A 25460-nucleotide genomic window follows, 5' to 3' on the forward strand; every position below is an offset into this window, starting at 1 on the left:
CTCCTCCACCCTCTATATTCCGACTAAAACTGTCGGATTGACATACCCTATTATTTCCATCAGGTTTAGCGCAACGTCTAGCCACCCCGCGCACGATCACGGGGACGCCCGACACATTTGATGTGAGGAGTCCCATGATGATCCCAATTTCCAAAACGCATAGTGCCGTGATCCGACAGGTCTGCGCCAGCGGACCGCCTGATCTTGCGTGCCGCGTGCCGCACTCCCTATTCACGCCAACCGATAGAGCAGCCCTATGACCTTTCACGCCCCCCCAAAGACCCAGACCCCGATGAACGCGCTTCCGACCTATTCCGCCCGCGACCTGACCGAAGGCGGAGATCTGGCGCAAATCGTGCTGGATACCCAGACCTACACGTTGCGAATCACGCGTGCTGGCAAGTTGATCCTGACCAAATGAGGGATGCACATCAGCACCCCGGCGGTGCGCCGGTAGGATTTATCACAGAGCTAAACAGCCTTCAGGCTGCGTCGGTTATATACTTGCGGATGTGGTGTGACGGGCCTGATGCGCAGGAAAAAGTCGGCAGCGATCTGGCCAGCGTTCTGGGTCACACCAGCGGGTCCAAGGCGCTTGCCACGTTTGAACAGCTCTGCTCACTTTGTGCGCGGTTCGGTCGCCGTCCTTTGATGCGCCACTCTGTGACGTGCAAATGTCTTGGCGCTGATGAATCCTGCTTTGCGAATTTCATCTCCACAGCCACCGAGGGCCAGCGCGAAGATGCAATGCTGATCGCAACCCTGCTGGTACGCGCAGATATGGCCCCGTTGGTGGCATCGCTTGCGGCTGATTTTGGCCTCGCGCTCAAGCGAATGCACCTGAGTGCGCCACGCGACATCGCCCGGATAGAGGCAGCACCAACGCTGCATTGATCAACGCAGGCCTGGGCCTTTCGCCGCAAAACGTGCAGGGCGGCAACCCTTCGAAAATTTCATAAGGCAACTGAACATTAATACTTGATTGTTTTTATCGGCTTTAGTACCCCGCCCTAGAACAGGTAGCCAATCGTCGTGACCAGCCCCCTAAAAGCAGCCCGAATGGGCAATGACGAGGGCGATATGACACAGACGAAAACACCCCACAGCTTGCGGGGCCACACGGCCAGCCGCAGCATCGGCATGATGACCGCCGCCGCAATCAGTGCGGCCTCTCCAGCAGCGCTTTATGCGCAATCCGGCGACGAGCCGCTCCTGCTCCCTGGGATCGAAGTTGAAACCTCTGAACCACAGGCCGCCAAGCCCAAGCCGCAACCCGCCAAGAAACGCGCGGCCGCGCCAGCGCCACGCGTGACACCTGCACCTGCCCCCGCGCCTGTCGTAGCCCAAGCCCCCGTGGTCGCAGCCCCCGCCGCACCTGCCGCGCCGGTTGCCGGCGAGAACGGCCTGTCGCCTTTCGCCAATCCCGAAGCCGGATATCAGGCGGTTCGGTCGGGCAACTCGCTGCTGACGCAGCCGCTGGTGGACACGCCGCGCACTGTTACCGCCGTGACGCAAGACGTGCTGCGCGACAAGAATGCGACGTCGGTCCGCGAACTTGCCCGCACCACACCCGGCATCACACTGGGCACAGGCGAAGGCGGCAACGCATTCGGCGACGTTCTATTCATCCGTGGCTTCCGGTCCTCTAACGACGTCTTCATCGACGGCGTGCGGGACTCCGGCGTTGCCGTGCGCGAAACCTTTATGGCCGAACAGGTCGAGATCACCAAAGGGCCGTCCGGCTCCATCGGTGGGCGTTCCACCACAGGCGGCGCGGTCAATCTGGTGACCAAAAAGGCGCAAGATACGGACTTCGTCAAAACCACCACAACCCTTGGCACCGCCGATCTGGCACGGCAGGAAGTGGACTGGAACAAGGTCTGGAACGACCGTTTCAAGACCCGCATCGGTGCCGTCGCCCAAGTCAGCGACGTTGCAGGCCGCGATGGTAGCAAAGACGACCGTCTGGGTCTGTCGGTTGCCGCTGAATACGAAGCGACCGACCGTTTGACACTGGATTTCGAAGCCTACCAGCTGCAGATGAAGCAGATGCCCGACTGGGGCGTTCCATGGGATGGCACCAACAACGTGCCCTTCACCGAAGCCGGTGCGGGTCGTCCGACGCTGGATCGCGACACCTTCTACGGCAACCCCGACCGCGACTTCCACGATGCGACACAAAGCGTTGCCACCTTTGGCGCGACATTTGAAATCGCGCCGGGCATGACCTTTACCAACCGCAGCCGACTAAGCCGGACAGAAAACGACTATATCGTGTCTGCTCCTGAGCGTCCCAACACTTCGGATGCCGATCCGCAGAACTGGACCCTGACCGCCTCCCCCAAGAGCCGGTATCAGGTGAACGAAGTGGCCTCCAACACCAGCGAGCTGTCTTTTGGCTTTAACACCGGATCGGCACGCCACGACATGATCGCGGGCTTCGCGCTGTCGCGTGAAGAGATCAGCCAGCGTGGCTATGTCGGATTGTCCTCCGAAGTCGGTGGCGGCACCGCAGAAGACCGTCTGGCAGGGTGCACTGTCTCGATCTACAACCCCGACACCAGCGGCTGTTCCACAGCGACACCGGTACGCAGCGCGGATGCGACGCTGACCGATGTCACGACGCGGTCGCTGTACCTGAATGACACGATCACGTTTAACCCGCAGTGGCAGCTGAACCTTGGTGCCCGTCTGGATGATTACAGCGTCAGCCGGACCACCACCCAAGCCGGTGCTGAAACGCTGTCGCGCGATGACACCTTGTTCAACTGGAACGCGGGTGTTGTCTGGAAGCCACGTGAGAACGGGTCGGTCTACCTGTCCTATGCCACCTCATCCAACCCTGTCGGGGACGAACTGGATGCCGGGGGCGGTAGCTACAACGGGATCGATTCCTCGAACCTTCTGCTTGAGCCCGAAGAAAACACCGCGATCGAACTGGGCACCAAATGGCAGTTCGGCAACCTGACCGCCACCGCAGCGCTGTTCCAGACCACCAAGGACAACGCCCGTGAAAGCTCCGGCGGTCGCGGCGCGCCTGTTGTGACCACGGCGACCGGTGAATACCGCGTCCGCGGGATCGAACTGGGCTTTGGCGGCAACATCACCGAAAAGCTGAGCCTCTTTGGCGGTGCGACCCTGATGGACAGCGAAGTGCTGAAAAGCAGCAACCCCGACAACGTTGGCGAAGAGTTCGCGAATATCGCACACGAGCAGTTCAACGTACTGGCCCGTTACGACGTCAACGACCAGTGGAGCTTTGGCGGTCAAGCCACATGGCGCGGCAGTGTTCAGGGCGGCACATTCGCGGCCACCAACGGCAACGAGCTGCCCAGCCACTGGCGCTTTGATCTGATGGCGGACTACCACATCACGGATGATGCCTCGGTCAATTTCCGCATCGATAACGTGCTGGACGAAACCTACTATGACGCGCTGTACCGCTCCGGCACGCCGTTCGTCTATGTGGCGCCGGGTCGCTCTGCGTCGATCTCTGTCAGCATGAAGTTCTAAGCTACACACCACTGGCTGGCGGCGCAGACCCGCGCCGCCAGCTGATCCCCTCGAAAGGATACACCATGTTGCTCTGCGTCGAAAATATCCTGTCACCGCAGGAAGTTGCCCATATCAGATCTGTCATTGATACGGCCCAATGGGATGATGGTCGCAACACCGCCGGCGCGCAGTCGGCGCAAACCAAACGCAACCAGCAAATTCCGCTCGACAGCCCCGTTCTGCCCGACCTGCAGACATTGGTGCTGCAACGGTTGATGGGCCACCCGACGTGGGTTTCCGCGGCCCTCCCGCTGCATGTGCTGCCCCCGATGTTCAACCGCTACGAAGAGGCGGAGACCTTTGGCGTGCATGTCGACAATGCCATCCGCGTGAACCCGCAAACCGGCCAGCGCCTGCGCACGGATCTATCGTGCACGTTGTTCCTGAACGACCCCGAAGACTATGACGGCGGCGAACTGGTCATCGAAGACAATTACGCCACCCAATCGGTCAAGCTGCCTGCGGGGCACTGTGTGCTCTACCCGTCGACCTCGCTGCATCAGGTCACACCCGTCACCCGTGGCGCACGCGTCGCATCTTTTTTCTGGGTCCAATCGATGGTGCGCGACGGCGGCCAGCGCGAGATCCTGTTCGATCTGGATCAATCCATCCAAGAGCTGTCAGCCAGCGCGGGCCTGAACGACCCGACCGCCGTGCGCCTGACCGGCATCTATCACAACCTCATCCGGCAATGGGCAGAGACCTAACATGAAATTTCCGAGTATCCTTCTGGCGGCTGTCCTTGTCGCAACGCCGCAACTGGCCGCAGCCGACACCGCGTCGGTCAATATCGCGCTGATCACATGGGTCAATGAATGGATCGGGCCTGCCCTGTCCGACCCCATGCGCATTGCTGCGCAGCAGGGCGGTCATTCTCCATTAGCGATGTTCATGGGCGCGGATATTGTCGTCAAGGCGGTGATGTTCGGGCTGGCGATTGCCTCGGTTCTGGGCTGGGCCGTGTGGGCGGGCAAGATTGTACAAGTTAGCTGGGCCAACGCACGGCTGCGCCGGTCCTATCGCAAGCTCGCCAAGGCAGGTGCTGTCAAAGGCGCTGCTGCGAAATCCTTTTCCGGGCCTATGCGCGCCATGGTCCGCGCCGCTTTGGCAGAGATCGCTATCTCTGACGGGTTGAACAAGGCCGGCATCAAGGAACGCGTCGCATCCGAACTTTCGCGGATCGAGGCCGGTGCTGCACGGTCAATGCAATCGGGTGCGATGGTCCTCGGCTCCATCGGGTCGACAGCGCCGTTCATCGGGCTTTTCGGCACGGTCTGGGGCATCATGAACAGCTTTATCGGCATCGCGGAAAGCGGCAGCACCAGCCTGACAGTTGTGGCCCCCGGTATCGCCGAAGCGCTTTTGGCCACCGCCATCGGTCTGGTCGCCGCGATCCCTGCCGTGCTGCTGTACAATCATATTACCCGCGTCGTGACCGGCTACCGTGCGCGTGTCGGTGATGCGGCGGCCTTGGTTGAACGCTGCTTGTCGCGCGATCTGGACCGCGCCGAGCGTATCACCGACGTGCCCCACACCACCGCCGATATCGCCACCAAACTGGCAGCGGAGTAACCCCCATGGGCGTGCGACTTTCAGACGGCGGCGACGACCTAGCCCCGAACGCAGATATCAACATCACCCCGTTCATCGACGTGATGCTGGTGCTGCTGATCATTTTTATGGTGGCGGCCCCGCTGTCCACCGTGGACGTCAACGTGGAACTGCCGGTCGCCACCGGCACCCCCACGCCGCGCCCCGATGATCCGGTCTTTGTTACCATTCATCAGGACCTGAGCCTCAGTGTCGGCGAAGAGGATGTATCCTTGGGTGATCTCAACATGCGTCTTGGTATCCTGACCCGTCTGGATCTGGGCACGCGCATCTATATCAATGCTGATCGCTCTGTCCCTTATGGCGAAGTGATGGCGGTGATGAACCGCATGCGCAGCGAAGGCTATCTGAAGATCGGGCTGGTCGGGCTTGAGGAGGAGGGCGGCGCGGCCCCCGCTACGGCTGGCGACCTTGCCACTTTTCCGCCTGCCGCCGCTGCGCAGGACGCACCCGAATGAGCTTTGCCTACGCCCCGAAATACGGAGCCGGTTTGATGCTGGGTGCGGGGCTGAGCATCGGCCTACACGGTGCGCTGGTCGCACTGTGGCTGACGCAGGCCTCTGCCTACGAGCCGCCGGAAGAAGCGGGCATTCAGGGCCGAGAGCTGATTGATCTGGCCGAGGTCGAGATGATCATGGCTGCGCCCGAAACGGACCTGCCCGATGGCCCGCCCGCCGAGGATAGCCAAGCCACATTGGAAAGCCCTGCCGAGCGCGAAGAAGCCAAAGCCTCCAACGACCCGCTGCTGGCCCAGATCCCGCACACTCCCGACGACCCCGAGCTGCAGTTCAAGATCGCCAACCCCGATCAAGAGGTCGACACGGACAAAGAAGCGACAGAAACGCCGACCGAGTTGCAGGAAGAGACCCAAAACGAAAACGCCGCACAAAGCACCGCAGCGGCCCCAAAGGCGAGCCCCGGTCAGGATGAACAGGATCAAAGTTCTGCCAAGGAACAGGGTCTGACAGACGCAGAGCGGGCAGAGATCACCGATTGGCAAAAGTCGCTGGTACTGGCACTGAACGCCGCCAAGGATTACCCCCGCCGCGCCCGCGACGCCCGAGCCGAGGGCACAACGACGGTGGCGTTCGCGCTGGATGAATACGGTCAGATCAAAGCGCGCGAGGTGTCGAAATCATCGGGCTGGCCCGTGCTGGATCAAGCCGCGTTGAACATCTTTGACCGCCTTGAAACTCTGCCGCGTCCGCCATCGACGATGGGGGCCGGTCCGTTCAATCTGGCGATCCCGATCAGCTACCGCTTCCGCTAGGGGCGCGACTCTTCGAACGGGGTGAGCATGTCGGGGGTAATGTCTGCAACCGTCGCGCAGCCACAAAGTGCCATCGTCACCTCTAGCTCGTCACGCAGACGCCGCAGCACCTGACTGGCCCCCCGCGCCCCGTCGACGATCAACCCATGCATCACGGGGCGGCCGACCAGCACCGCTTCGGCCCCAAGCGCCAGTGCTTTGAACACATCGCTCCCGCGCCGGATGCCGCCGTCCAGATAGACCGGCACATCCTGCCCCACCGCTTGCACCACGGCGGCCAGCCGCGTCACCGGTGCGGGCACGGTATCCAGCACCCTCCCCCCGTGGTTCGACACGATGATCCCCGCGACACCGGCATCGACAAACCGGCGGGCATCCTCGGCACGCAGGCACCCCTTGATGATTACCGGAACGGGGCTGTCCGCGATCAGTCGTGTCAGATCCTTCCACGTGGGCGCAAAGACCATCATGCCGTCGAACACCACGCTTTGCCCATCCTGCAACTGAGGTCGATGCGGTTGCGGCAGAGGATCCAGCATCACGGGGCGCACCCCGTCCGGCAGGGCGAAACCGGCCGCGACTTCGCGGTCGCGCAGGCCATTAATCGGCGCGTCCAGCGTGACCACCAGCGCCTCTGCTCCGCAGGCAACGGCGCGGGTGACCAAAGACATCGTACTGTCGTGATCGGCTTGCATATAAAGTTGAAACCAGCGTCGTCCGGGAATGGCTGCGATCTCTTCGGGCGCTGTGCTGGTCTGGCAGCTCAGCACCATCACCGCCTCTTGCGCCGCACAAGCCAGCCCGGTCGCATTTTCGCCCTGCGCGTGGAAAAGCCGCTGAAACGCCATGGGTGCGACCATGATAGGATGCGCGGCAGGTTGCCCCAATATCGTGACGCGCGTATGCCCGCCCCCGCAATCGGCCAGCAATTTCGGCAGCAAGCCGATCCGGCCAAAGGCGGCACGGTTCTGATGTAGCGACAGCTCTGCCTCCGCGCCGCCTTCGAGGTAGGCAAACACGTCATTGGCGAGGGTCGTATGGGCGGTTTGTTCGAAGTCTGACATGGTAACAGGCATAGCCCATAGATCGCGCAAAACGACCGCCACCACAAGCGACTAAAACACTCAGGTATGCGGCTTAGACGTCTTTAACAAACTCTAGCATGGCGTCATCGATCTCGTCCCCACACAGAACAGAAACCTCGCCCGTCGTCTCGAACACCGCAGCACGTACATCGCTTAATCGCGAGACGTTGGATTCGCGCAGTTTCTCCATCAGGTCGCTGCGCGACACACGCATTACCCGCATGGCTTCTTCGCAGATTTTACCGTCCTTCATCAAATATACCGGCGCGTTCTGAATGGTATGAAGCACCGTCGAAGAGCGCCGCCGAAAATACGACAACGTAAACTGGAACAGAAACAGGCACGCCGTCGCGACCAACGTCTGAAAGAACGCCTTCCAGTCCGATGCCTGCGCCGCCCCTGCCAACAAAGAGCCGAAGGCGATTGTCGTCACAAAGTCGAAATTGGTCATCTTGGAGAATGAATTCAGCCCGACAATCCGCACCATCAAGATGATCCAGAACAACGCCACACCGCTTAGGACAAAGCCGCGCGCCAGAACGTCGAGTACCGTGTTGTCGAAAAACATGTAATTCCTCCTTTGATGGGGTCGCTAGGCGTTGCTGGATCGGTCTTGTGGCTTTTGTTCGTCGCGTTTCTGGGCACGCGATTTCGGAACGTCGCCCTCGCCCGCGGGCCACCCTTCGCGCTGAGCACGGCGATTGCCGTCTGTTTCCTCTGTCTGGTCGTGGAACAGATGCACCTGAGTTGGATAAGGCATGTCGATCCCCTTTTGATCCAGCGCCTTATAGACCGCCTGCAGCACGGCCCCGAACGTATGGATTTGCGACGCGCGGTCAGATTTCGTCCACCAGCGCAGTCGGATAATATTTGCTGAATCCCCCAGCTCGACGGGGATTGTCTCGGGTGCGGGGTCTGTCTCCACGCCCTCAACGCCAGCGCAGGCGTCTTGCATGACCTTGCGGGCCGTATCCCAGTCATCATTGCAGCCGACACCAATGTCATATTCGGACCGTCGCGTGTCAAAGGCAGTGTTGACCACCACGCTGTCGGTATAGATGTCCGAGTTGGGGATCACGACGCGACGACCATCATAGGTTTTGATCATCGTGGCGCGGGTTTCGATCTTTTCGACAGTGCCTTCATGGCCCCCCGACACGATCTGATCGCCAACCTCGAACGGTTGACGCAGCAGGATCAATATACCGGCGAGCATGTTCTGTAAAATATCCTTGAACGCGAAACCAATCGCAACCGAACTGACGCCGAGCCCGGCAATCAGATCCCCCGGGGTGACGGTTGGCGCGATGATGGTGACGGCCAGCATAAAACCGACAACCGTTACGGCCCACCGCATCAGCGATCCGCCAACGTTCCCCAGATTGTCACGCCCACGCCGCCCTGCGGTCTTGCGGATCAATGCACCGATGCCAATTCCCAAGAACCAGAAGACGACTGCCACCACCAGTGCGACCCCGATATTTGGTAGCAATCGAAAGAAGCCGTCCAACCAGCCATCGAGTTTATCAAAAATCAGGCCGGGGTTCGCATCGACTTCTTCCATAGGGGCGGTCCTTAATTGTTCGCGACCAAGCCTAAGCGGTTCGTCTCGCAGAACCTATGTGGCTTTTTAATCACATTTCAGGGACAAACGACGCGACAACCCGCGGGTTCCGAAATACCTCTGGGATATGCGCCCAAACTACGACCAACGCTGCGCAGGCCTTGTGTGAAATGCGCAACAGCGCCATAATTCCGCCAGTTTCCCCACCCAATACGTGACAAAGATACCTTTAACGACCCAGAGCGCGCGACCCACGGCGCTCTCCTTGATGACAGGGCAAAGATGATAATTCCGCGCAAGCTCGCACACTTTCAGCTGATCACCCTCTGCGTCTGCCTGGGCTTATCGTTCCTGTTCTTTTTCGTCGCGCGCAATACCGTGCACGTTCAGGCACAAGACCGGTTCCATGCATTGGTGGACCAAGGACTAGCCGCCATGGGACAGCGCGCAGAAGAATACGGCAGAACGCTGGACGGGGTTGGGGGGTTTATTGCGGCCTCTGACGAGGTGACGGCGCAGGATATGTTGACCTATGCTGCATCTGTCCATGTCGCCGACGGTTCCTATGTGCTTGATGGCATTGGTTTTGCCACGCCCGATAACTTGGAAGCGGATTCAAGCCGCACAGATTTTACAGTGCGTCATATGGCACCCTTGAATGCTTTTGATGGCATGTTGGGAAACATTTTTTCAGATCATCCCGATTTTCTGGCCACTGCAATAGCAGCACGCGATAGCGACCAAACCCTGTCCAGCTTACCTATGGAGCATGGCGGCATATGGCACTCATTGCTGATCAAGCCCATTTTCCTGCCTCTTGCGTCGGGCGAAAGCACGCCCGATCGTGAGGGATCATTCTTTGGGTTTGCTTTTGCAATGTTGGATGTCCCGGAAATATTTCGCGATTTATTCCCGTCTCAAAAGGACCTTATTAACCTAGAGGTGTCTTTCTATCGATCCGACAGCACGGCCTTTCAGCCCGGAACAACAAGCGCCTATCCAGATCACGTTCCCCAGTTTTCTTACAAGCGCGATCACTATGGCTATGGCCAGCGCATGACTTTTAGTTGGGGCAGCACCCCGATCTTCGAAGCGGCGCAACCCAACAGGGCCAAGTGGATTGTGCTAGGGCTTTCACTGGTCATTACCACGCTGATCCTCGTGATCCAGTCGGTGATCCTGAAACGCAATCTGACGATCAGCCAGACCGTTGCCGACAAAACCCGCGAACTTGAGACGCAGCATCAGGAAAAACGCTCGATTCTCGAGAACGCAATGCTTCCCATCATCTCGGTGCGGCAGTCGGGAGAGATCCTGCATCTCAACAATGCCGCCCGCCGGTATTTGAGCGCCGCAGGCTTTACCAAGGATGCCACCGGCGATTTCATTCAAGACCATCTGCCCCAAGTCAACATCTACCGCGCGGATGGCGGCACCAAGATCGTCGTGCCGCCCCTGCCCGGCAGCAACGAGCCGCGCACGCTGGAGGTCGAGAAAAACACCTGGCTAACCGCCGACCGAGAAACCCGCATTACGCTGATGCTGCGTGATATCACCGACAGCCAGCGCCGCGCGCTCAAGATCGCTGAAACCGAACAACGCTGGAGCCTCGCGCTGAGCAGTGCGCATATCGGTGTTTTCGACATGGATCTGGAAAACGACACGTCGGTGGTATCGGACACATGGCGCGAGATCATGCAGTGCCCTGCCGACCCCAATCGCCCGAACCCCTATGCCAGCAAGATGCAGCATATACACCCCGACGACATCGCAATTGTCGAAAAGACCGAAATGGCCTGCATCAACGGTATGACCGACCGCGCCGAGGCCCGCTTTCGCGTTCGGGTCGGTCGCGACAACTGGCGCTGGATCAAATCTGACGCCGTCGTGGTTGAAAGAGCTGAGGACGGGACCGCGCTGCGGATGCTGGGCATCCAGATCGATATAACCGAAACCTACAAGCTCGAGCAGATGAAGCACGACTTTGTCGCCACCGTCAGCCACGAACTGCGCACGCCGCTAACCTCTATCAGGGGCGCATTGGGCCTGCTTGAAGCGCAAACTCAGAACGACCCGAACGCAAGTGCCGTTCGTCTGGTCCAAATCGCCTCGGCCAACTGCGACCGTCTGGTAGCGTTGGTAAACGACATTCTGGATATGGAAAAGATCAACGCGGGCAGCATGAGCGTTGCCCCCAAACCCGAAAAGCTTGGTGATATTGTCGCACTGGCAGCCGAGCAGGTCGAACCCTATGCCACCGAATGGAAGGTCGAGATCGACGTCGCCCCTCCTGCCCCCAACCACCACGTGCTGACAGACAAGAACCGCATCATGCAGGTGCTGACAAACCTGCTGTCGAACGCGTGTAAATTCGCCTATCCTGATACTGCCGTGACCGTGACCACCACCCCGATGGGCGACATGACGAAAATCTCGGTCAGCAATTTGGGCAACGGCATCTCGGACGAATTCCGCGAGCGTATCTTCCAACCCTTCTCGCAGGCCGAGGCCTCTAACACGCGGCAACGCGGCGGGACCGGGTTGGGGCTCAATATCTCGCGCCATCTGGTCGAGGCAATGGGCGGCGAGATCGGGTATGATAGCGTCCCGGGCGAGGAAACCGTGTTTTGGTTCACCTGTCCCTCCACCGACGAAGACCCCGACGTCGCGCTTGTTGCCTAAGTGCGCGGGCTAAAGCGCCAGATCGGCAATCAACATGTCCTTGGTGTAATCCGCCTTTAGCTTGCGCGTGCCGTTGCGCCCGCCCTCGACCACGATAAAACTATCGCCCAGCGCATAGGCGAAATCGGCGTTCTGTTCGACCAGCACAATCGCCATATCACCTTGGGCGCGTAGCAACCGAAGGGCATCGCCGATCTGCTGGATCACATTGGGCTGGATGCCTTCGGTGGGTTCGTCCAGCAGCAAGACCCGAGGCCGCGTGATCAGCGCCCGCGCGATGGCCAGCTGTTGCTGTTGCCCGCCCGACAGATCGCCCCCGCGCCGCGCCTTCATGTCGCGCAGGACGGGGAACAGATCGTAGATATGGTCGGGAATCTGATGCTCGGCCTTGGGCAGGCAGGCAAACCCCGTCTCAAGGTTTTCCTCGACTGTCATCATCGCAAAGACCTCGCGCCCCTGTGGCACATAGGCAATGCCTGCGTTCGCCGCCTGAAAGGCTGTGGTCATCCGCACGGGCGTACCGTCCACGGTGATCGTCCCGCCAGAGGCCGGATGCCGCCCCGCTATCGCCTTGAGCGTGGATGTCTTGCCCACCCCGTTGTTGCCGATCAGCGTCGTGATCTGCCCTTTGGGGGCCTGAAAAGACACTTCGTAGAGGATGCGGCTTTGGCCATAGTGCAGGTCCAGATTCTCGACTTCAAGCATGGCCACGCCCCAGATAAACTTCGATCACTTTCGGGTTTGATGTCACGTGATCCAGACTGCCTTCGGCCAGAACTGACCCCTCGTGCAGCACCGTGACCTTGCAGTCGAGCCTGCGCACGAATTCCATGTCATGTTCCACCACGATCACCGCGCGGGTCTTGGCTGCGCGTTTCAGAATATCGGTGGTCTTTTCGCGTTCCTCTACGGTCATGCCCGCGGCGGGTTCATCGACCAACAGCAGACGTGGTTCCTGTGCCAGCAGCATCCCGATCTCCAGCCATTGTTTCTGGCCGTGGCTTAACTCACCGGCAATACGGGTCAGGCTGTCGGTCAGGCCGATCTCTGCCGCGATGCCTTCTATCCGCGCGGCATTCGATGCCGTCTTGCGGTGCAGCAACACTGCCAGCGGCCCACGTGGGTTCTTGAGCGCCATGGCGAGGTTCTGCCGCACGGTCTGCGCCTCGAACACGGTGGGTTTTTGAAACTTGCGCCCCACCCCTTCGTTGGCGATATCCGCCTCTGACATACCGAGCAGGGAAATGTTGCGTTCCCCCCAGACGACGTGACCGCTGTCAGGTCTGGTCTTGCCCGTGATGATGTCCATAAAGGTAGTCTTGCCCGCCCCGTTGGGGCCGATCACGGCGCGCAGTTCGGGCTCTGCGATCTGGATCGACAGGTTGTTGATCGCCTTGAACCCGTCAAAGGATTTCGACACGCCCGAAACTTCCAAAAGGGTATCGTTCATGACGGTTTCCTCACCAGATAGTCAAACAAGCCGCCGATCCCCTTGGGAAAGAACAAGGTGACGCAGACAAAGGACACGCCGAGCAGCACCAGCCACCAGTCGGTCCACAGGATCGTATAAAAGCCGAGGTTGATGGCAGGGGCACCGCCGCCCGTGAACCAACTGGACAGCAACGACACAAACGCCGCCCCGATCACCGCCCCATACAGCCGCCCGCGCCCGCCAATGGCGACCCAGACGGCCAGATAGATCGACGCAATCGGCGCGATCTCTGCGGGGTTGATGATGCCCGCCTGCGGATAGTAGAGCGCCCCGGCAATCCCTGCGACAACAGCGGTCAGCGTAAAGATGAACAGCTTGTAGCGCTCCACCCGGTAGCCAAGGAACCGCACGCGGGCCTCGTTGTCGCGGATGCCTTGCACAACGCTGCCCATCTTGCCCGACACCACCCATGCGAACAGAATATACCCAAGCCCGAGCGCCAGTGCCGATCCCATAAAGAAAACAAGGCTGATGGTTGCTTGCGAAGTGTTCTCGTAGCCTGGAATATTCTGCAAACCCGACAACCCGTTGTTGCCGCGCAAGCCGCTGTCATTTTGGAACAGCCACAGTGACAGGGCCAACGTCATCGCCTGCGTCAGGATCGACAGGTAGACACCCGTCACACGGCTGCGGAACGCCAGCCAGCCAAAGACCAGCGCCAGCAGCCCCGGCACAATCACCACCATTAGCAGTTGCAGAAACAGACTGTCCGAGAAAGCCCAGAGCCACGGAAAGTCAGAGCTGCCAACGACGCCGAAAATCTGGTTGCCGATGGCGTCCTGCACCTCTTGCGGCGTGGGCGGGATAACGTGGCCTTCGAGACTGGTCATAACGATGCCTTCGGTCCGCGCATACATCAGCCACATGCCGATGGCGTAGCCGCCGATGCCGAAGAAGGCGAAGTGGCCCAAGCTTAGGATACCGCAATACCCCCAGACCACATCCATTGCGATGGCGATCAAGCATAGGCACAGGGTCTTACCCAAGGTCTTGACCATCGACGTGGAGATCAGGCCGGTGCCTGTTGCCTCTGACCCGATTGCGACAGCCAAAGTGAACAGCCCCAGAAAGGCGATGAACCACATGACAGAGGGGTTTTGTGAAAGGAATGTTTTACGCATGGATCAATCCGCCGCTGCCCGACCCTTTTGAGCAACGATGCCCTTGGGACGGAATTGAATGAACAGGATGATGAACAGCACCATATACGTCTGGGCTGCGAGGGTATTGGACGGGTTGAACCATTCGATCCCTTTTTGCAAAAAGCCGATCAACGAGGCACCGGCCAGTGTGCCCCAGACGTTCCCGACGCCACCCACGACCACAGTCATGAAGGATTGCACAATGTAGTCGGCCCCCATCTCAGACGTGACTTTGGCATAAAGCCCGATGGCCACACCCGCGATCCCCGCGATGCCGGACCCGAGGCCAAAGGTCATCATATTGATCCGGTCGGGGTTGATCCCCATGCTGGCCGCCATACCGGGGTTCTGCGTCACGGCCCGCACCTCTAGCCCCAGTCGCGTGCGTTTGAGGACAAACAGGATCAGCCCCAGAAACAGCAGTGCCAGCACGAAGATAGCAATGCGGATATAGCTGATCTGGATCACATCCGAGATCACCCAAGCCCCGTCCAGCCAGCCCGGAGATGTAAGTGGCCGTGCCTGCGTGCCAAAGATGTTCTTGGCCAGCTGTTGCAACGCGATCGAGATGCCAAAGGTCGCCAGCAACGTCTCTAGCGGGCGGTGATAGAGATGGCGGATCACCAACCGCTCCATCACCACACCAGCGGCAAAGGTCACGGCAAAGGCCAGCGGCAGGGCGATAATGATCGACAGCGTGTAATCTGGCACGAACAGCTGAACGACATAGCCGGTATAGGCCCCCATCATAATAAACTCGCCATGCGCCATGTTGATCACCCCCATCACCCCAAAGGTGATGGCAAGACCAATCGCCGCGAGGAAGTAGATCGACGCGAGCGACAATGCATCCAGCGTCAGGTCAACAGTTTGCGCTGCGGCGACGCGGGTCTCGATGCTGTCCAATGTGACACGCGCAGCAGCGGTCACGGCGCTGTCAGGCTCGTCATAGGCTTCAAAAAACGTCATCTCTGCCACGGCGCTTTGCTGGTCCAGCTCTGTCACAAGCGGCGGCACGGTGCCTGCCGCGGCAAGTGCGGCATAGGCTTTGGCGCGTCCGGCATCGGTATCCAGTTGCGCCGTAGGAATGCCCCCGACCCGCCCGCCGACGACATGAGCAGCCAAGGCATCGCGGATTGCAGCGGCGGAAATAATGGTCGGTGCAAGACCCGCTGCCACAAGCTGGGCATAGGCATCAGCCTGTGAAAGATCATCGCCTGACGTCAGCACCCGCGCGACATTGCCCGAGGGCGTTTGAGACGGGGTTGCCGTCTTGGTCGACAAGATCTGGTTCATCACGGCCCGCGCCTCGATCGAGGTATCGGTCGCCATTGATGTGATCGCCGCGATGCGGTCCTCGGATGTGTCGCCAAAGCTGGCAGAGAGGAAATTGGTCAACTGTATTTTTCGCGCCTTCAATGCCGCGTCCGGCTCTGCCTCTATCGATGCGCGCAGGGGGGCAAGCTGGTCGGCCTCGGGCCGGCGGGCGATGGAGTCGACAGCGCTTTGGCGGCGCGCAAGATCAGGATCGGTTAGCTGGAATTGCACCAAAGCCGTCCCGATCAGCCGGCGCACACCGCCATTGGGCTTTAGCTGCGAAAAGCCATTTGTCGGTGCCGAACTTTCCGCACCGGTGTCGATATTACGCAAGGCCAGATCACCGCCTGTCTCGACCCCGAAAAAGAACACACCGTCAGCGTCGCGCTGCCAGACCCCTTTGTCCTGCCACTGCTCTAGAAAAACACTGACCTGTGGCGCGCCAGAGGCGGCCAGATCGTCCAGCGCGACAGACACAGAGCTGCGCGAGGGTTTGGCGATTTCTTCGGCATGGGCTTGAAGCACGGGCTGCAAATCTTGCGCCCGTGCCGCGCCCACGATGCCCACCCAACAGAGGAGCATTAACAGGTGGCGGAACATAGGAAACCCTTGTGGTAAGTCTGGTGAATAAGATGGTGGGGGCGGCCAGACATGCTGCCCGCCCCGACGTTCAGGATCAGTAGTTAGAGGTCAACTGAACGCAGGTTTCCGTTTCAGTGTTGTACATGCCGCATTCCAGCTCTTTCCAGTCAGAGGTCAGCACAGCGCTTTCGGGCAGGAAATCTGTCCACGCATCGCCTGCGACAGGATCAGTCTGGCTGATGATGTCGAACTGCCCGTCGGCTGTGATCTCGCCAATGAGGACGGGCTTGGACAGGTGGTGGTTCACCAGCATCTCGGCGGTGCCGCCTGTCAGGTTCGGGAAGGTCTGCCCGTACATGGCGCTGCGCACGGCATCGACATCGGTGGTCCCGGCTTGTTCAACCGCGTTCACCCACATGTTAAAGCCAATATAATGCGCCTCCATGGGGTCGTTCGTCACGCGCTTGTCGTCGCCAATGGATGTTTTCCACTGTTCGATAAATTCGGCGTTCGCGGGGGTATCTGCGGACATAAAGTAGTTCCACGCCGCCAGATGCCCGACAAGGTTTGACGTATCGAGACCTGACAGCTCTTCTTCGCCAACCGAGAACGCAACAACCGGAATATCATCCGCCGACACATCCGCCGCTGCGAGTTCCTTGTAAAAGCCGATGTTCGCGTCGCCGTTGATGGTCGATACAACGCCGACCTGCTTGCCGTCCTCGCCCAGTGCCACGACATCGCCCACGATCGTTGCCCAATCGGATTGACCGAACGGTGTGTAGTTCACAAAGATGTCTTCTTCGGCAATGCCCTTGGACATCAGGTAGGATTTCAGAATGTTGTTGGTGGTACGCGGGTACACATAATCGGTGCCCAGCAAGGCAAATTTCTCGACGCCCAGTTCTTCGAGGAAGTAATCAACCGCAGGGATCGCCTGCTGGTTGGGGGCAGCACCGGTGTAGAACACGTTCTTGGACGATTCCTCGCCCTCATATTGCACGGGGTAGAACAGCAGGCCGTTCAGCTCTTCGATGACGGGCAGCACGGATTTGCGCGACACGGATGTCCAGTTGCCAAAGATCACATCGACTTCGTTCACGGTCAGCAGCTCGCGTGCTTTCTCCGCGAACAAGGGCCAGTCGGAGGCAGGGTCAACCACGACCGCCTCGATCTGACAGCCCAGTACGCCGCCTTTTTCGTTCTGCGCGTCGATCAACATCAGCATGGTGTCTTTCAACGTCGTCTCGGAAATCGCCATGGTCCCCGACAGCGAGTGCAGCACGCCGACCTTAACCGGATCGGCACAGTCCTGCGCCATCACCAGCGAGGTGGAGCCCATCAGCGCGGCAGTCGCGCAGGCAGCGAGTTTGGTGAATGTTGTCATTTTCTATCCCCTGTTGGCGCTGCTACCCCTTGCGTCAGAACGCACTTTTCCGGGGCCCCCAAGCACGTTAAACAGGAGGCGCAGCATATTGTTGTGATCGTCGCATGGCTTGTTACATCTGCCAGGATTGCTGGCCGTGCGACGGTGTTGCCTTTCTCGGCACAGAGCCAAGATGCCTAGGGCAGCGGCAGAGTCGCTAGAAAAAATGGCATGTCACCAGACACACCACCTCTCGCGCCTCATTTTTTGGCGATAGAGATCAGGAACGCTTAAAATATAGCCTACAGACGCACGCAGGTGCGGGCCTAGGCATGGGCGCGCGTCACCTTGCGCGCGCCGGGGGCCTTTGGTTAGGGCATCACGCGCGCCGCTGATGTGGCTTGCCACGCGCGCATCATGGGCAGCGCACATAGGGCGGCACCAAGGATAAAGGACAGGCTATAGCCCAAGCCGGCCAGATCATTCTCGGGCATCGCAATCAGCACGCCACCAAAGAACAGCGCGACCCGCATCGGCAGCGCGGCGCGGCCCTCGATCGGACCGACAAGGCTGATATAGCCCTGCAATGCCGCCGAGATCAGCGTCACCCCGATCATCGCACAGCTCAGCGCGACGACAACCTCCCACGCGGGGGCTTGGCCGATCAACGCAGGGTTTAGGACGAAGAAGAACGGTGCAATATAGATCACCCCGCCTAGGCGCATCGCCTCGAACCCCGTGGAAATCGGGTTTGACCCCGCCATGGTAGAGGCGGCAAAGGCCCCAAGGGCGACCGGCGGCGTGATGTAGCTGACCATACCCCAGTACAGAATGAACAGATGCACAGCCAACTGGTTCAATCCACCTGCCTCAAGCGCAGGGGCGAGCACCACGGCGAGGAAGATATAACAGGCCGTGACCGTCATCCCCATGCCAAAGATAAACGCGGTGATCGCGCCCATCAGCAACAGGACCAACGTGCTGTCGCCGGCAAGGAACACCAGTTCATTTACCAAAGTCCCCGCCAGTCCGGTGGCCGAGAAAGACCCGACGATCAGGCCGACACCCAGCAGGATCGCCGTCAGCTCTGACAGCCCCATGCCAACACCGACGATCATATTGCCAAGTCGGCTAAAGTTCAGACGGTGGCTGGCGCGGAACTGGTTCACTACCAGCAGCAAAGCCGTGGCATAGAACGGGGCAGAGGATTCCTTGCGCAGGCCGATCATCATATACAGCAGCAGCGCGAAGACGAAGATATAGGGCCAGCCTTCGATCATCACCTGACGCAGGCGCGGCAGGTCGGGCTTGGGCAAACCACGCAGCCCGCGTTTCGCGGAATAGGCGTCGATCTGGGTAAACAGCCCCCAGTAGAACAACACGCTGGGGATGGCCGCGGCCAAGGCGATTTCTACATAAGGACGTGACAGAAAGGACGCCATGACAAAGGCGGTCGCCCCCATGATCGGCGGCATCAGCACCCCGCCGGTAGAGGCGCAGGCCTCTGTTGCGGCAGCGGTCTTGGCCGAGAATCCGGTCTTGCGCATCGCGGGAATGGAGACCGCACCCGTGGTCAGCACGTTGGAAATGACAGAGCCCGACATGGAGCCCATAAAGCCGCTGGCAAAGATCGACACTTTCGCCGCCCCGCCGCGGTAGCCGCCCACAAGGCCAAGGGCCAGATCGTTGAAAAATTGCCCGCCGCCGGTCCGTTGCAGCACCGCGCCGAACAGGATGAACCCGATCACGACGCCGCCAAACGCCTTCATCGGAATGCCGAAAGAGCTTTCGGCAGAGTAGATGTGGTAAGGTACGGTTTGCAGGAACGTGCTTTGGAAGCCCGAGAACGGGTCCGGTACGTGGCCCGCGAACGTTGGATAGAACGCAAAGAGCGTGACAATCAGGAACAGCACCAGACCGCCTGCCCGCCGCGTTGCCTCTAGGATCAGAAAGAAGAAGACGACCGACACATATTGCGCGGTATCAGGGGCCGCATATTCCCACCCCTGCGACAGGTTCTGCTGCGCAGTTTGCGATAGATAGACCGTGGTCCCGACCGAAGCCGCGAAAAAAACCCAGTCCAGCAATGATGGCTCCCCGCCTTTGCCGCCCTTCGCCTGAAAGATCAGAAACGTCAGTGCCAGAAACATGCCCCCGAGGATATAGAGATACCGTCCGTCAATCAGGACGATCCCCATAAGCTGAAGGTTGAACAGCTGGTTCACCACCAACACCAGCGACAGCAGCGTCGTGATGACCACAACCCAACGCGCCAGCCCCGAGATACGCTCGGCCGGGGTGGCACCGTCAATCGCCACTTCCTCAAACTTTGGCTGCGGGGCACGCGATGTGTCGGGATCGGTCATAAGTGGGCTCTCTTGTTTGGGGATACGGGCCGGCATTGGGCATAGCAGGAACGGGCCGACACAACGGTCAGCCCGCCCTTAACTTTAGCAAGGTTTAGAAAACGACGGTGAACCCGCCATCTTTCAGCGCCTTGCGGCGTGCCTCGGACCAGGCGGCTTCCCAATCAGAAGGGTTTGCTGCTTTGGTCGCTTCCCACGCAGCCGTCAGCGCTTCTTGGCGTTGCACAAGCTTGTCGTTATGCGCCTGCGCCGTATCGGACCACGCATCTACCTCTTTGAAGTAGCGGATCGCCCCTTCGTGGTAGGGCACCACCCATTCCATGTTCTGTTTGTCCAGCGCCCAGCCACCGATACCGGGGGAATTGCCGTCGTATTTCGGGAACAGCTCTACCATCGCTTTGGTCATGTTATAGACCAGTCCTTCGTCCGTGGCCGCAATCGCGGTCAGCACGGGATAGGCATAGCCGGCCCCCTGATAGCCGTCGGTGCCGTCAATGGTGGCCCCGACCTTGGCTTTGTTGATATTAAAGAAGGGCGCGATCTCTTGCATACGGGCAAAGCCGTCGGTGTCTTCGGGATCAATCGGGGGCCAGAACAGCCCGCGCGGACCGGCCTCGGCCTCATAGGCTTTGCCGGAGTTGGTGGATGCAAAGGCCGCATCGACCTGCCCTTCGATCAGACCGGTCCAGCTGGCACCAAAGCCACCGAAATCAACCCGCTCCACATCGTCCCATGTCAGGCCGCCATAGGCCAGATAGGCTTCGGTGTTCACGTTCAAAGCAGGTGCGCCAACGATATAGGAAACGCGTTTGCCCTTGAGGTCAGCGTAGGTTTCGATCCCCAGATCGCCCGCGACACCGACCGCGAGGTTAATCGCGCCACCGTTGTTCGCCAGCAGCACGCGGATGGGCTGCGGGCCCCAGTTTTCGGCGCCGAAATCAAACACACCTTCCTGCGCCATAAAGCTGCCGCCCACGCCCGTGGCCGAGAATTCAACCCGCCCCTGACGCAGCGGCTCTGTGCGCGACACGTCATTCTTGCCAGGCAGAACCCGCAGGTTGACCCCTGTCGCATCTTGCAGCGCGGCACCAATCGCCACCGCTTGGTTATAGCCCGCAGAACCGGTGTCATAGGCCGTCCAGCTCAGCTGTTTGGGCAGATCAAAATCCTGCGCAGCCGCGATAGAAGCCGTAAGACCAAAGGCCACGACCGTCGTTGTTAATACGTTCATATTTTCCTCCCAGAAAATCCTGCCGCGCAAAACATTCGCGTCTGCGGCAGGGTTAGCGGCCCGTTTTCTTGTGAAACGTGGTTCCGCCCTGTGGAAAAGGATAAGTGCGCAGCTTTCGTCATGTCAACAAAAGACCGCGGGAAAGGCGCTGCCGCGGGGCGTTGTCAATCTGGGGTAGAGAAAAGATGCGCGGCCTCGGGAACCCCCGCCTTATGCGCCGCCTCTGACAACTGCGCCAAAGTGCCCGCATCAAGCGGAATCCCGTTTGCGGTCCGCTCTGCCGTGCTGCGCCGTTCAGGGTCCCCCGGAAACTGCACGCCGGATGTATCAGGTGCCGCCGGCGACGCCTTGACCCAATCGGTATAGCTGTCCACATCCACGCCAAAGCTCTCTGCCAGACCAAAGACATTCGGATCGATCAGGATCGCCATCATGTTATTCACGATCCGGTCCGGCACTTCGCGGGTCGGCGCATAGGCCCCGCCCCCGCTGAACGATCCACCCAAAATATCCCCCAGCAAGGCCAAGCCAAACCCCTTGTGCTGTCCAAACGCCGTCAGCGCCCCACCCGCACCATCAAACACCACCGACGGATCGCGCGTCGCGACACCCTGCGCATCGATCAACGCCCCCTCGGGTGCCGGCTTCCTGCTCAGCTGCGCAACACGTGCCTTGCCCATGGCAATCGTGCTGGTCGCCATATCCAGCACAAACATCGGGTGCTTTTCGGTCGCAGGTATCGCGGTACAATAAGGATTGGTGACAAAACGTGCGTCACTACCGCCAAACGGCGCGACAAGAGGCCGCGAGGACTGAACATTCGCGTACAGAATGCAGATAAAGCCCGCCTCTGCCGCCATGGTGCCCCAATCCCCCAGCCGACCCAGATGAAAGCTGTTGCGCAAGGACAGCACCGCAAAGTGGCTGCTTTGGGCGCGGTCAATCGCAAGCGCCATCGCCTGCTCTGCGATGATATGACCAAAGCCCCGATGGCCGTCCACCAGCAGGAACGGCCCTTTGTCCTGCACCAGTTCAATGTCAGCCAAAGGGTCTAGCTGCCCTGCAAGGATGCCATCCACATACGCAGGGATCATCCCGACACCGTGGCTGTCATGCCCCGCTAAATTGGCGCCAACCAAGCGTGCGGCAACCTTTTCGGCCCTGTCTTTATCTTTACCTGCATGCGCCAGAATTGCCGTCGCAAATTTTCTTAACTGATCTGCATCAACCGCCATCAAAATTTCCTCCCGTTTATACCGTCAGCCGCGCCGCTTCTCCCAAAGCGCGTAGCCGACACTGACCTGCAACCTCGCGCCAAGACGGATGAACTGCAAGCTTTTGCGATATCGGAGATACGTAGTTGCGTGCGGGGGGGATACAGAGGGGGCCGCTGAGCTGATTGGGAACTGCCGAGGGCTCTGTTTGTGGAGGAATACCGCGCGGTTTATGTTTTTGCGCACGGGCGCTATAAAAACCTCAGGTATAACCGGAGCAGTTCAGTGTGCCACTCGTCAGCCGTCAAGATGACCTTAAGATAATCTAAAAGATCATCGCGCAGTTCCTCGCGGGCCAGCCCAAAGGAAACCGTCGCCTGCAAGAACCCAGATTTAGAGCCGCAGTCGAAACGCTGGCCCTTAAAGCGGTAGCCGTAGACATCGTTGCCTTGGGTCAGCTCCGCCGCGATGGCATCTGTCAGCTGGATTTCCCCGCCCGAGCCGGACTTTAGCTGGTTCAGGTTCTTCAGCACATTCGGCGTCAGGATATAGCGGCCGATCACGGCAAGGTTTGACGGTGCGTCTTCGGCTTTGGGCTTTTCGACCATGCCTTTGACCTTGACCAAGGCCCCATCGGATTGACCATCATCAATGTCCAACATCCCGTAAGAGGAGGACTTCTCAGGGTTCACTTCCATCGCCGCAACCATGTTGCCGCCGGTTTCATTATAGGCTTCGATCATCTGTTGCAGGCAGGGCTTGTCAGCTGCGATCACGTCATCGGGCAGCATCACCGCAAAAGGTTCGTTGCCGATCAGACGACGGGCACACCATACGGCGTGGCCCAGACCAAGCGTTTTACCCACGCTCCCTTTTCCTGGATGTGCCGCACCGGCAGCAACGCTGTGCGTGTTGCAATATCCGGGAATAGCTCAAGAATTTCAGCGCGCGCATCTTCGGTCACGGCTTTCAAAGCTTCGGGCCCCGTGAACAGGCTTTCCGTCGCGGCGCTGTTGGAAAAGATGATTTCGTGTTGATCGAACAGTATGTGAAAATACTCCACACTATCGGCGTCTTCGACCACTTCGATCCCCGGCAGTCCAACTAGTTTGATAGCGGCTACTAGAATTTCCTGCACATCGAACATGCGCTCTGCGATCACTGAACGAACAAGGATTCTATGCTGCCGCGAAACGACCAGATCTTTCATCGGCGTGCCATTTCCAAGCGCCCCTGCTACCGATCCTACGCACAGGCTGCATCCCCCGATCCATTGTCAGCACCTGAGCACCGACCGCTAGGTCTTCGACATTTACCGGACCTTCTGACGTTATGATTTCCGTACCCGCTGCAAAACAGATAATTTCAATCCCGCTAAAGGTAAGCGTTTCGCCAGTGTCGAAGTTTACAGTGCCCTTCAGCGCGCCGCTGTCTGCTGTATCTTCCGTTGCATTGATGGTGTAGCTGCCGCGATCCAGAGCGCTTAGGTCGATGCGGTCTTGATCGGTCGTGTCATCAGGGCCCGTCCCGCCAACGACAACATAGCCCTGAGCATCAGCGGCAGACTGCACAACGGATGTATCGTCCCCTGAACCACCGCATAAAATATCTGCGCCCGCGCCCCCATCGATGATATCATCGTCATCTCCGCCATCAATTTGATCGATGCCTGCACCGCCGTAAATTTCATCTGCGCCGGTACCACCGGATAGCGTATCGTCACCTGATTGAGAGCCGATTCCAAGGAAACCGCCGGCATCGTAATCAGTAATTCGGTCACCATCGCCATCTTCGTAGTCGCCGGGACCCTCATAGACATCCATATTGTCATCGCCGCTTGTACCATCGACGATGCCGGGGTTGCTTGGCGATAGATCAAACGACGCAGATGTGTCTATCGATATGGTGGTCTCTAATCCGCTCGCTACGGGAAAGCCATCGGGCGCGTACAGATATAACCCCGTCGACGTTTGGAAAACAGCGGCTTCCGTGGACCCAAGCAGCGCACCCAGTTCCCCACCCAATAGGCCTGAATCGTAACCGTTAAAAGTAGCAATACCGACATAAGTCGCCGCCTCGGCGGAACCGTCGATGGAGATCGTGGTGGCTTCAGCGGGTGCAAGCATGCCGTCATCATCTGTGATACTTATATCCCCGGATACGTTTCCGAAGTTAGGCAGAACTGTAACGTCGACGAGTGATATTAGATCTCCGCCATAGGAATATAGGTCACTAGTGATATCAAGCGTTTCAGACATTCTTCTCATCCTCGAATTAATTCAGGGGGTAGCGTATATTCCGTCGCGATACGCCGGCCGCAAGTATTCCACCCCACTCAGATATGAGAATATGGCAGTATGTTTTTTATTAGGGCTTCCAACTGCACCCATTCGAATTTAATTGAGTAGAACGCCCTTAAGCGCCTCGAAATTAAAGGGAAAAAGAAGAAAAGCTATTGATACCATACCCGTTCAACCCTACTGGCCCATGCGCGGCATTCTTTGTGCACTGAAATAGTTTAGAGTTAACTTTGCACTCAATTGACGTATTATAAGTATTGTCGGGTTCAATTGATCTGTCTTGCAAAAAGTCATGCAGATAAAAGGGAAAAACCGATAAATTCCGAATTGCGATACTAGCGCCCATAATTCGATAGTGAGACCCCGTGGGAAGATATGAGCGGCTAAGCTTTACAGATGGGATTCACTGGATTCATATCACACCCGGTAAATCTCATCGCGAACAGGCATATCTCGCGCCAAAAGTAGCGCCGACCTACGCAGCGTTTCAAAGCCAACAAATGCCGTACAACCATCTGGAGGTGGCCTTACCTTCACGCCAGCTGTCGAGACCGCGGCACTAAAGGTTCCATTTCGACAGGCACGCCGAGTGCCCTCCAGACCACCCGGGCTTTTCGGGCTGTTGTGGTTGGCCTGGGTGTCGCAACCACAAGCGTAAAGCCTGCACCGGTAACATCCTCGGC

Annotated in this window: 19 protein-coding genes and 2 pseudogenes; 8 read left to right on the forward strand and 13 right to left on the reverse strand. The window is 59.0% G+C overall.

Annotated elements, in window-relative coordinates:
- The first annotated feature begins 256 nt into the window (after positions 1 to 256).
- The 7 genes from hemP (at position 257) to E5180_RS09280 (ending at position 6436) form a co-directional block, all read left to right on the forward strand.
- On the forward strand, positions 257 to 421 hold the full coding sequence (gene hemP, locus E5180_RS09250) for a hemin uptake protein HemP (protein WP_093734290.1): 165 nt from the start codon (positions 257 to 259) through the stop codon (positions 419 to 421).
- On the forward strand, positions 418 to 894 hold the full coding sequence (locus E5180_RS09255; protein WP_138924127.1) for a hypothetical protein: 477 nt from the start codon (positions 418 to 420) through the stop codon (positions 892 to 894). The genes hemP and E5180_RS09255 overlap by 4 nt, the downstream gene beginning before the upstream one ends.
- 186 nt (positions 895 to 1080) lie before the next feature.
- Positions 1081 to 3513, forward strand: coding sequence for a TonB-dependent receptor (locus tag E5180_RS09260; RefSeq protein ID WP_254700446.1), 2433 nt, complete (start codon positions 1081 to 1083; stop codon positions 3511 to 3513).
- 65 nt (positions 3514 to 3578) lie between these two features.
- Entirely contained in the window at positions 3579 to 4262 is a 684-nt protein-coding gene (locus tag E5180_RS09265; RefSeq protein WP_138924128.1) for a Fe2+-dependent dioxygenase, read from the forward strand.
- A 1-nt stretch (position 4263) separates the two neighbouring features.
- Positions 4264 to 5127, forward strand: a complete 864-nt coding sequence (gene exbB, locus E5180_RS09270) for a tonB-system energizer ExbB (RefSeq protein WP_138924129.1) — start codon at positions 4264 to 4266, stop codon at positions 5125 to 5127.
- 5 nt (positions 5128 to 5132) lie between these two features.
- Entirely contained in the window at positions 5133 to 5624 is a 492-nt protein-coding gene (gene exbD / locus E5180_RS09275; protein ID WP_138924130.1) for a TonB system transport protein ExbD, read from the forward strand.
- On the forward strand, positions 5621 to 6436 hold the full coding sequence (locus tag E5180_RS09280; RefSeq protein WP_138924131.1) for an energy transducer TonB: 816 nt from the start codon (positions 5621 to 5623) through the stop codon (positions 6434 to 6436). Before exbD ends, E5180_RS09280 begins: the two co-directional genes overlap by 4 nt.
- Here the strand turns inward: E5180_RS09280 and E5180_RS09285 are convergent.
- The 3 genes from E5180_RS09285 to E5180_RS09295 form a co-directional block, all read right to left on the reverse strand.
- The gene (locus E5180_RS09285) at positions 6433 to 7500 is read right to left on the reverse strand and encodes an alpha-hydroxy acid oxidase (protein ID WP_254700447.1); all 1068 of its coding nucleotides are present in this window, start codon (positions 7498 to 7500) and stop codon (positions 6433 to 6435) included. The genes E5180_RS09280 and E5180_RS09285 overlap by 4 nt on opposite strands.
- A gap of 73 nt (positions 7501 to 7573) precedes the next feature.
- Positions 7574 to 8089 (reverse strand): DUF421 domain-containing protein, encoded by a 516-nt coding sequence (locus E5180_RS09290; RefSeq protein ID WP_138924133.1) that lies wholly within the window; start codon positions 8087 to 8089, stop codon positions 7574 to 7576.
- Between the two features lie 24 nt (positions 8090 to 8113).
- On the reverse strand, positions 8114 to 9085 hold the full coding sequence (locus tag E5180_RS09295; protein ID WP_138924134.1) for a mechanosensitive ion channel family protein: 972 nt from the start codon (positions 9083 to 9085) through the stop codon (positions 8114 to 8116).
- A 435-nt stretch (positions 9086 to 9520) separates the two neighbouring features.
- Between E5180_RS09295 and E5180_RS09300 the strand changes: the two genes are divergently transcribed.
- On the forward strand, positions 9521 to 11767 hold the full coding sequence (locus E5180_RS09300) for an ATP-binding protein (RefSeq protein WP_254700448.1): 2247 nt from the start codon (positions 9521 to 9523) through the stop codon (positions 11765 to 11767).
- A 9-nt stretch (positions 11768 to 11776) separates the two neighbouring features.
- Here the strand turns inward: E5180_RS09300 and urtE are convergent, their stop codons facing one another.
- From urtE to E5180_RS15940, 10 genes and pseudogenes are all read right to left on the reverse strand, one after another.
- Positions 11777 to 12472: an urea ABC transporter ATP-binding subunit UrtE gene (urtE, locus tag E5180_RS09305; protein WP_138924136.1), complete on the reverse strand. Its 696-nt coding sequence runs from the start codon at positions 12470 to 12472 to the stop codon at positions 11777 to 11779.
- Positions 12465 to 13217, reverse strand: coding sequence for an urea ABC transporter ATP-binding protein UrtD (gene urtD / locus E5180_RS09310; RefSeq protein ID WP_138924137.1), 753 nt, complete (start codon positions 13215 to 13217; stop codon positions 12465 to 12467). Before urtD ends, urtE begins: the two co-directional genes overlap by 8 nt.
- Positions 13214 to 14380, reverse strand: a complete 1167-nt coding sequence (urtC, locus tag E5180_RS09315; protein ID WP_138924138.1) for an urea ABC transporter permease subunit UrtC — start codon at positions 14378 to 14380, stop codon at positions 13214 to 13216. Before urtC ends, urtD begins: the two co-directional genes overlap by 4 nt.
- Positions 14381 to 14383: 3 nt before the next feature.
- On the reverse strand, positions 14384 to 16318 hold the full coding sequence (gene urtB / locus E5180_RS09320; RefSeq protein ID WP_138924139.1) for an urea ABC transporter permease subunit UrtB: 1935 nt from the start codon (positions 16316 to 16318) through the stop codon (positions 14384 to 14386).
- A gap of 76 nt (positions 16319 to 16394) precedes the next feature.
- Positions 16395 to 17687 carry an urea ABC transporter substrate-binding protein gene (urtA, locus tag E5180_RS09325; protein WP_138924140.1) on the reverse strand — a complete coding sequence of 431 codons (1293 nt, stop codon included), beginning with the start codon at positions 17685 to 17687 and terminating at the stop codon, positions 16395 to 16397.
- Between the two features lie 350 nt (positions 17688 to 18037).
- Positions 18038 to 20032 (reverse strand): TRAP transporter permease, encoded by a 1995-nt coding sequence (locus E5180_RS09330; RefSeq protein ID WP_138924141.1) that lies wholly within the window; start codon positions 20030 to 20032, stop codon positions 18038 to 18040.
- A gap of 94 nt (positions 20033 to 20126) precedes the next feature.
- A complete protein-coding gene (locus E5180_RS09335; RefSeq protein WP_138924142.1) occupies positions 20127 to 21263 on the reverse strand; it encodes a TAXI family TRAP transporter solute-binding subunit in 1137 nt (378 codons plus the stop codon).
- 164 nt (positions 21264 to 21427) lie between these two features.
- Positions 21428 to 22498 carry a malate/lactate/ureidoglycolate dehydrogenase gene (locus E5180_RS09340; RefSeq protein ID WP_138924143.1) on the reverse strand — a complete coding sequence of 357 codons (1071 nt, stop codon included), beginning with the start codon at positions 22496 to 22498 and terminating at the stop codon, positions 21428 to 21430.
- Between the two features lie 230 nt (positions 22499 to 22728).
- A pseudogene (locus E5180_RS09345) lies at positions 22729 to 23337 on the reverse strand (UTP--glucose-1-phosphate uridylyltransferase); the annotation flags it as partial.
- Positions 23292 to 24744: pseudogene (locus E5180_RS15940) on the reverse strand (Hint domain-containing protein). The pseudogenes E5180_RS15940 and E5180_RS09345, both read right to left, overlap by 46 nt.
- Between the last annotated feature and the right edge of the window lie 716 nt (positions 24745 to 25460).

It is taken from the genome of Sulfitobacter sp. BSw21498 (genome assembly GCF_006064855.1).
Lineage (GTDB): Bacteria > Pseudomonadota > Alphaproteobacteria > Rhodobacterales > Rhodobacteraceae > Sulfitobacter.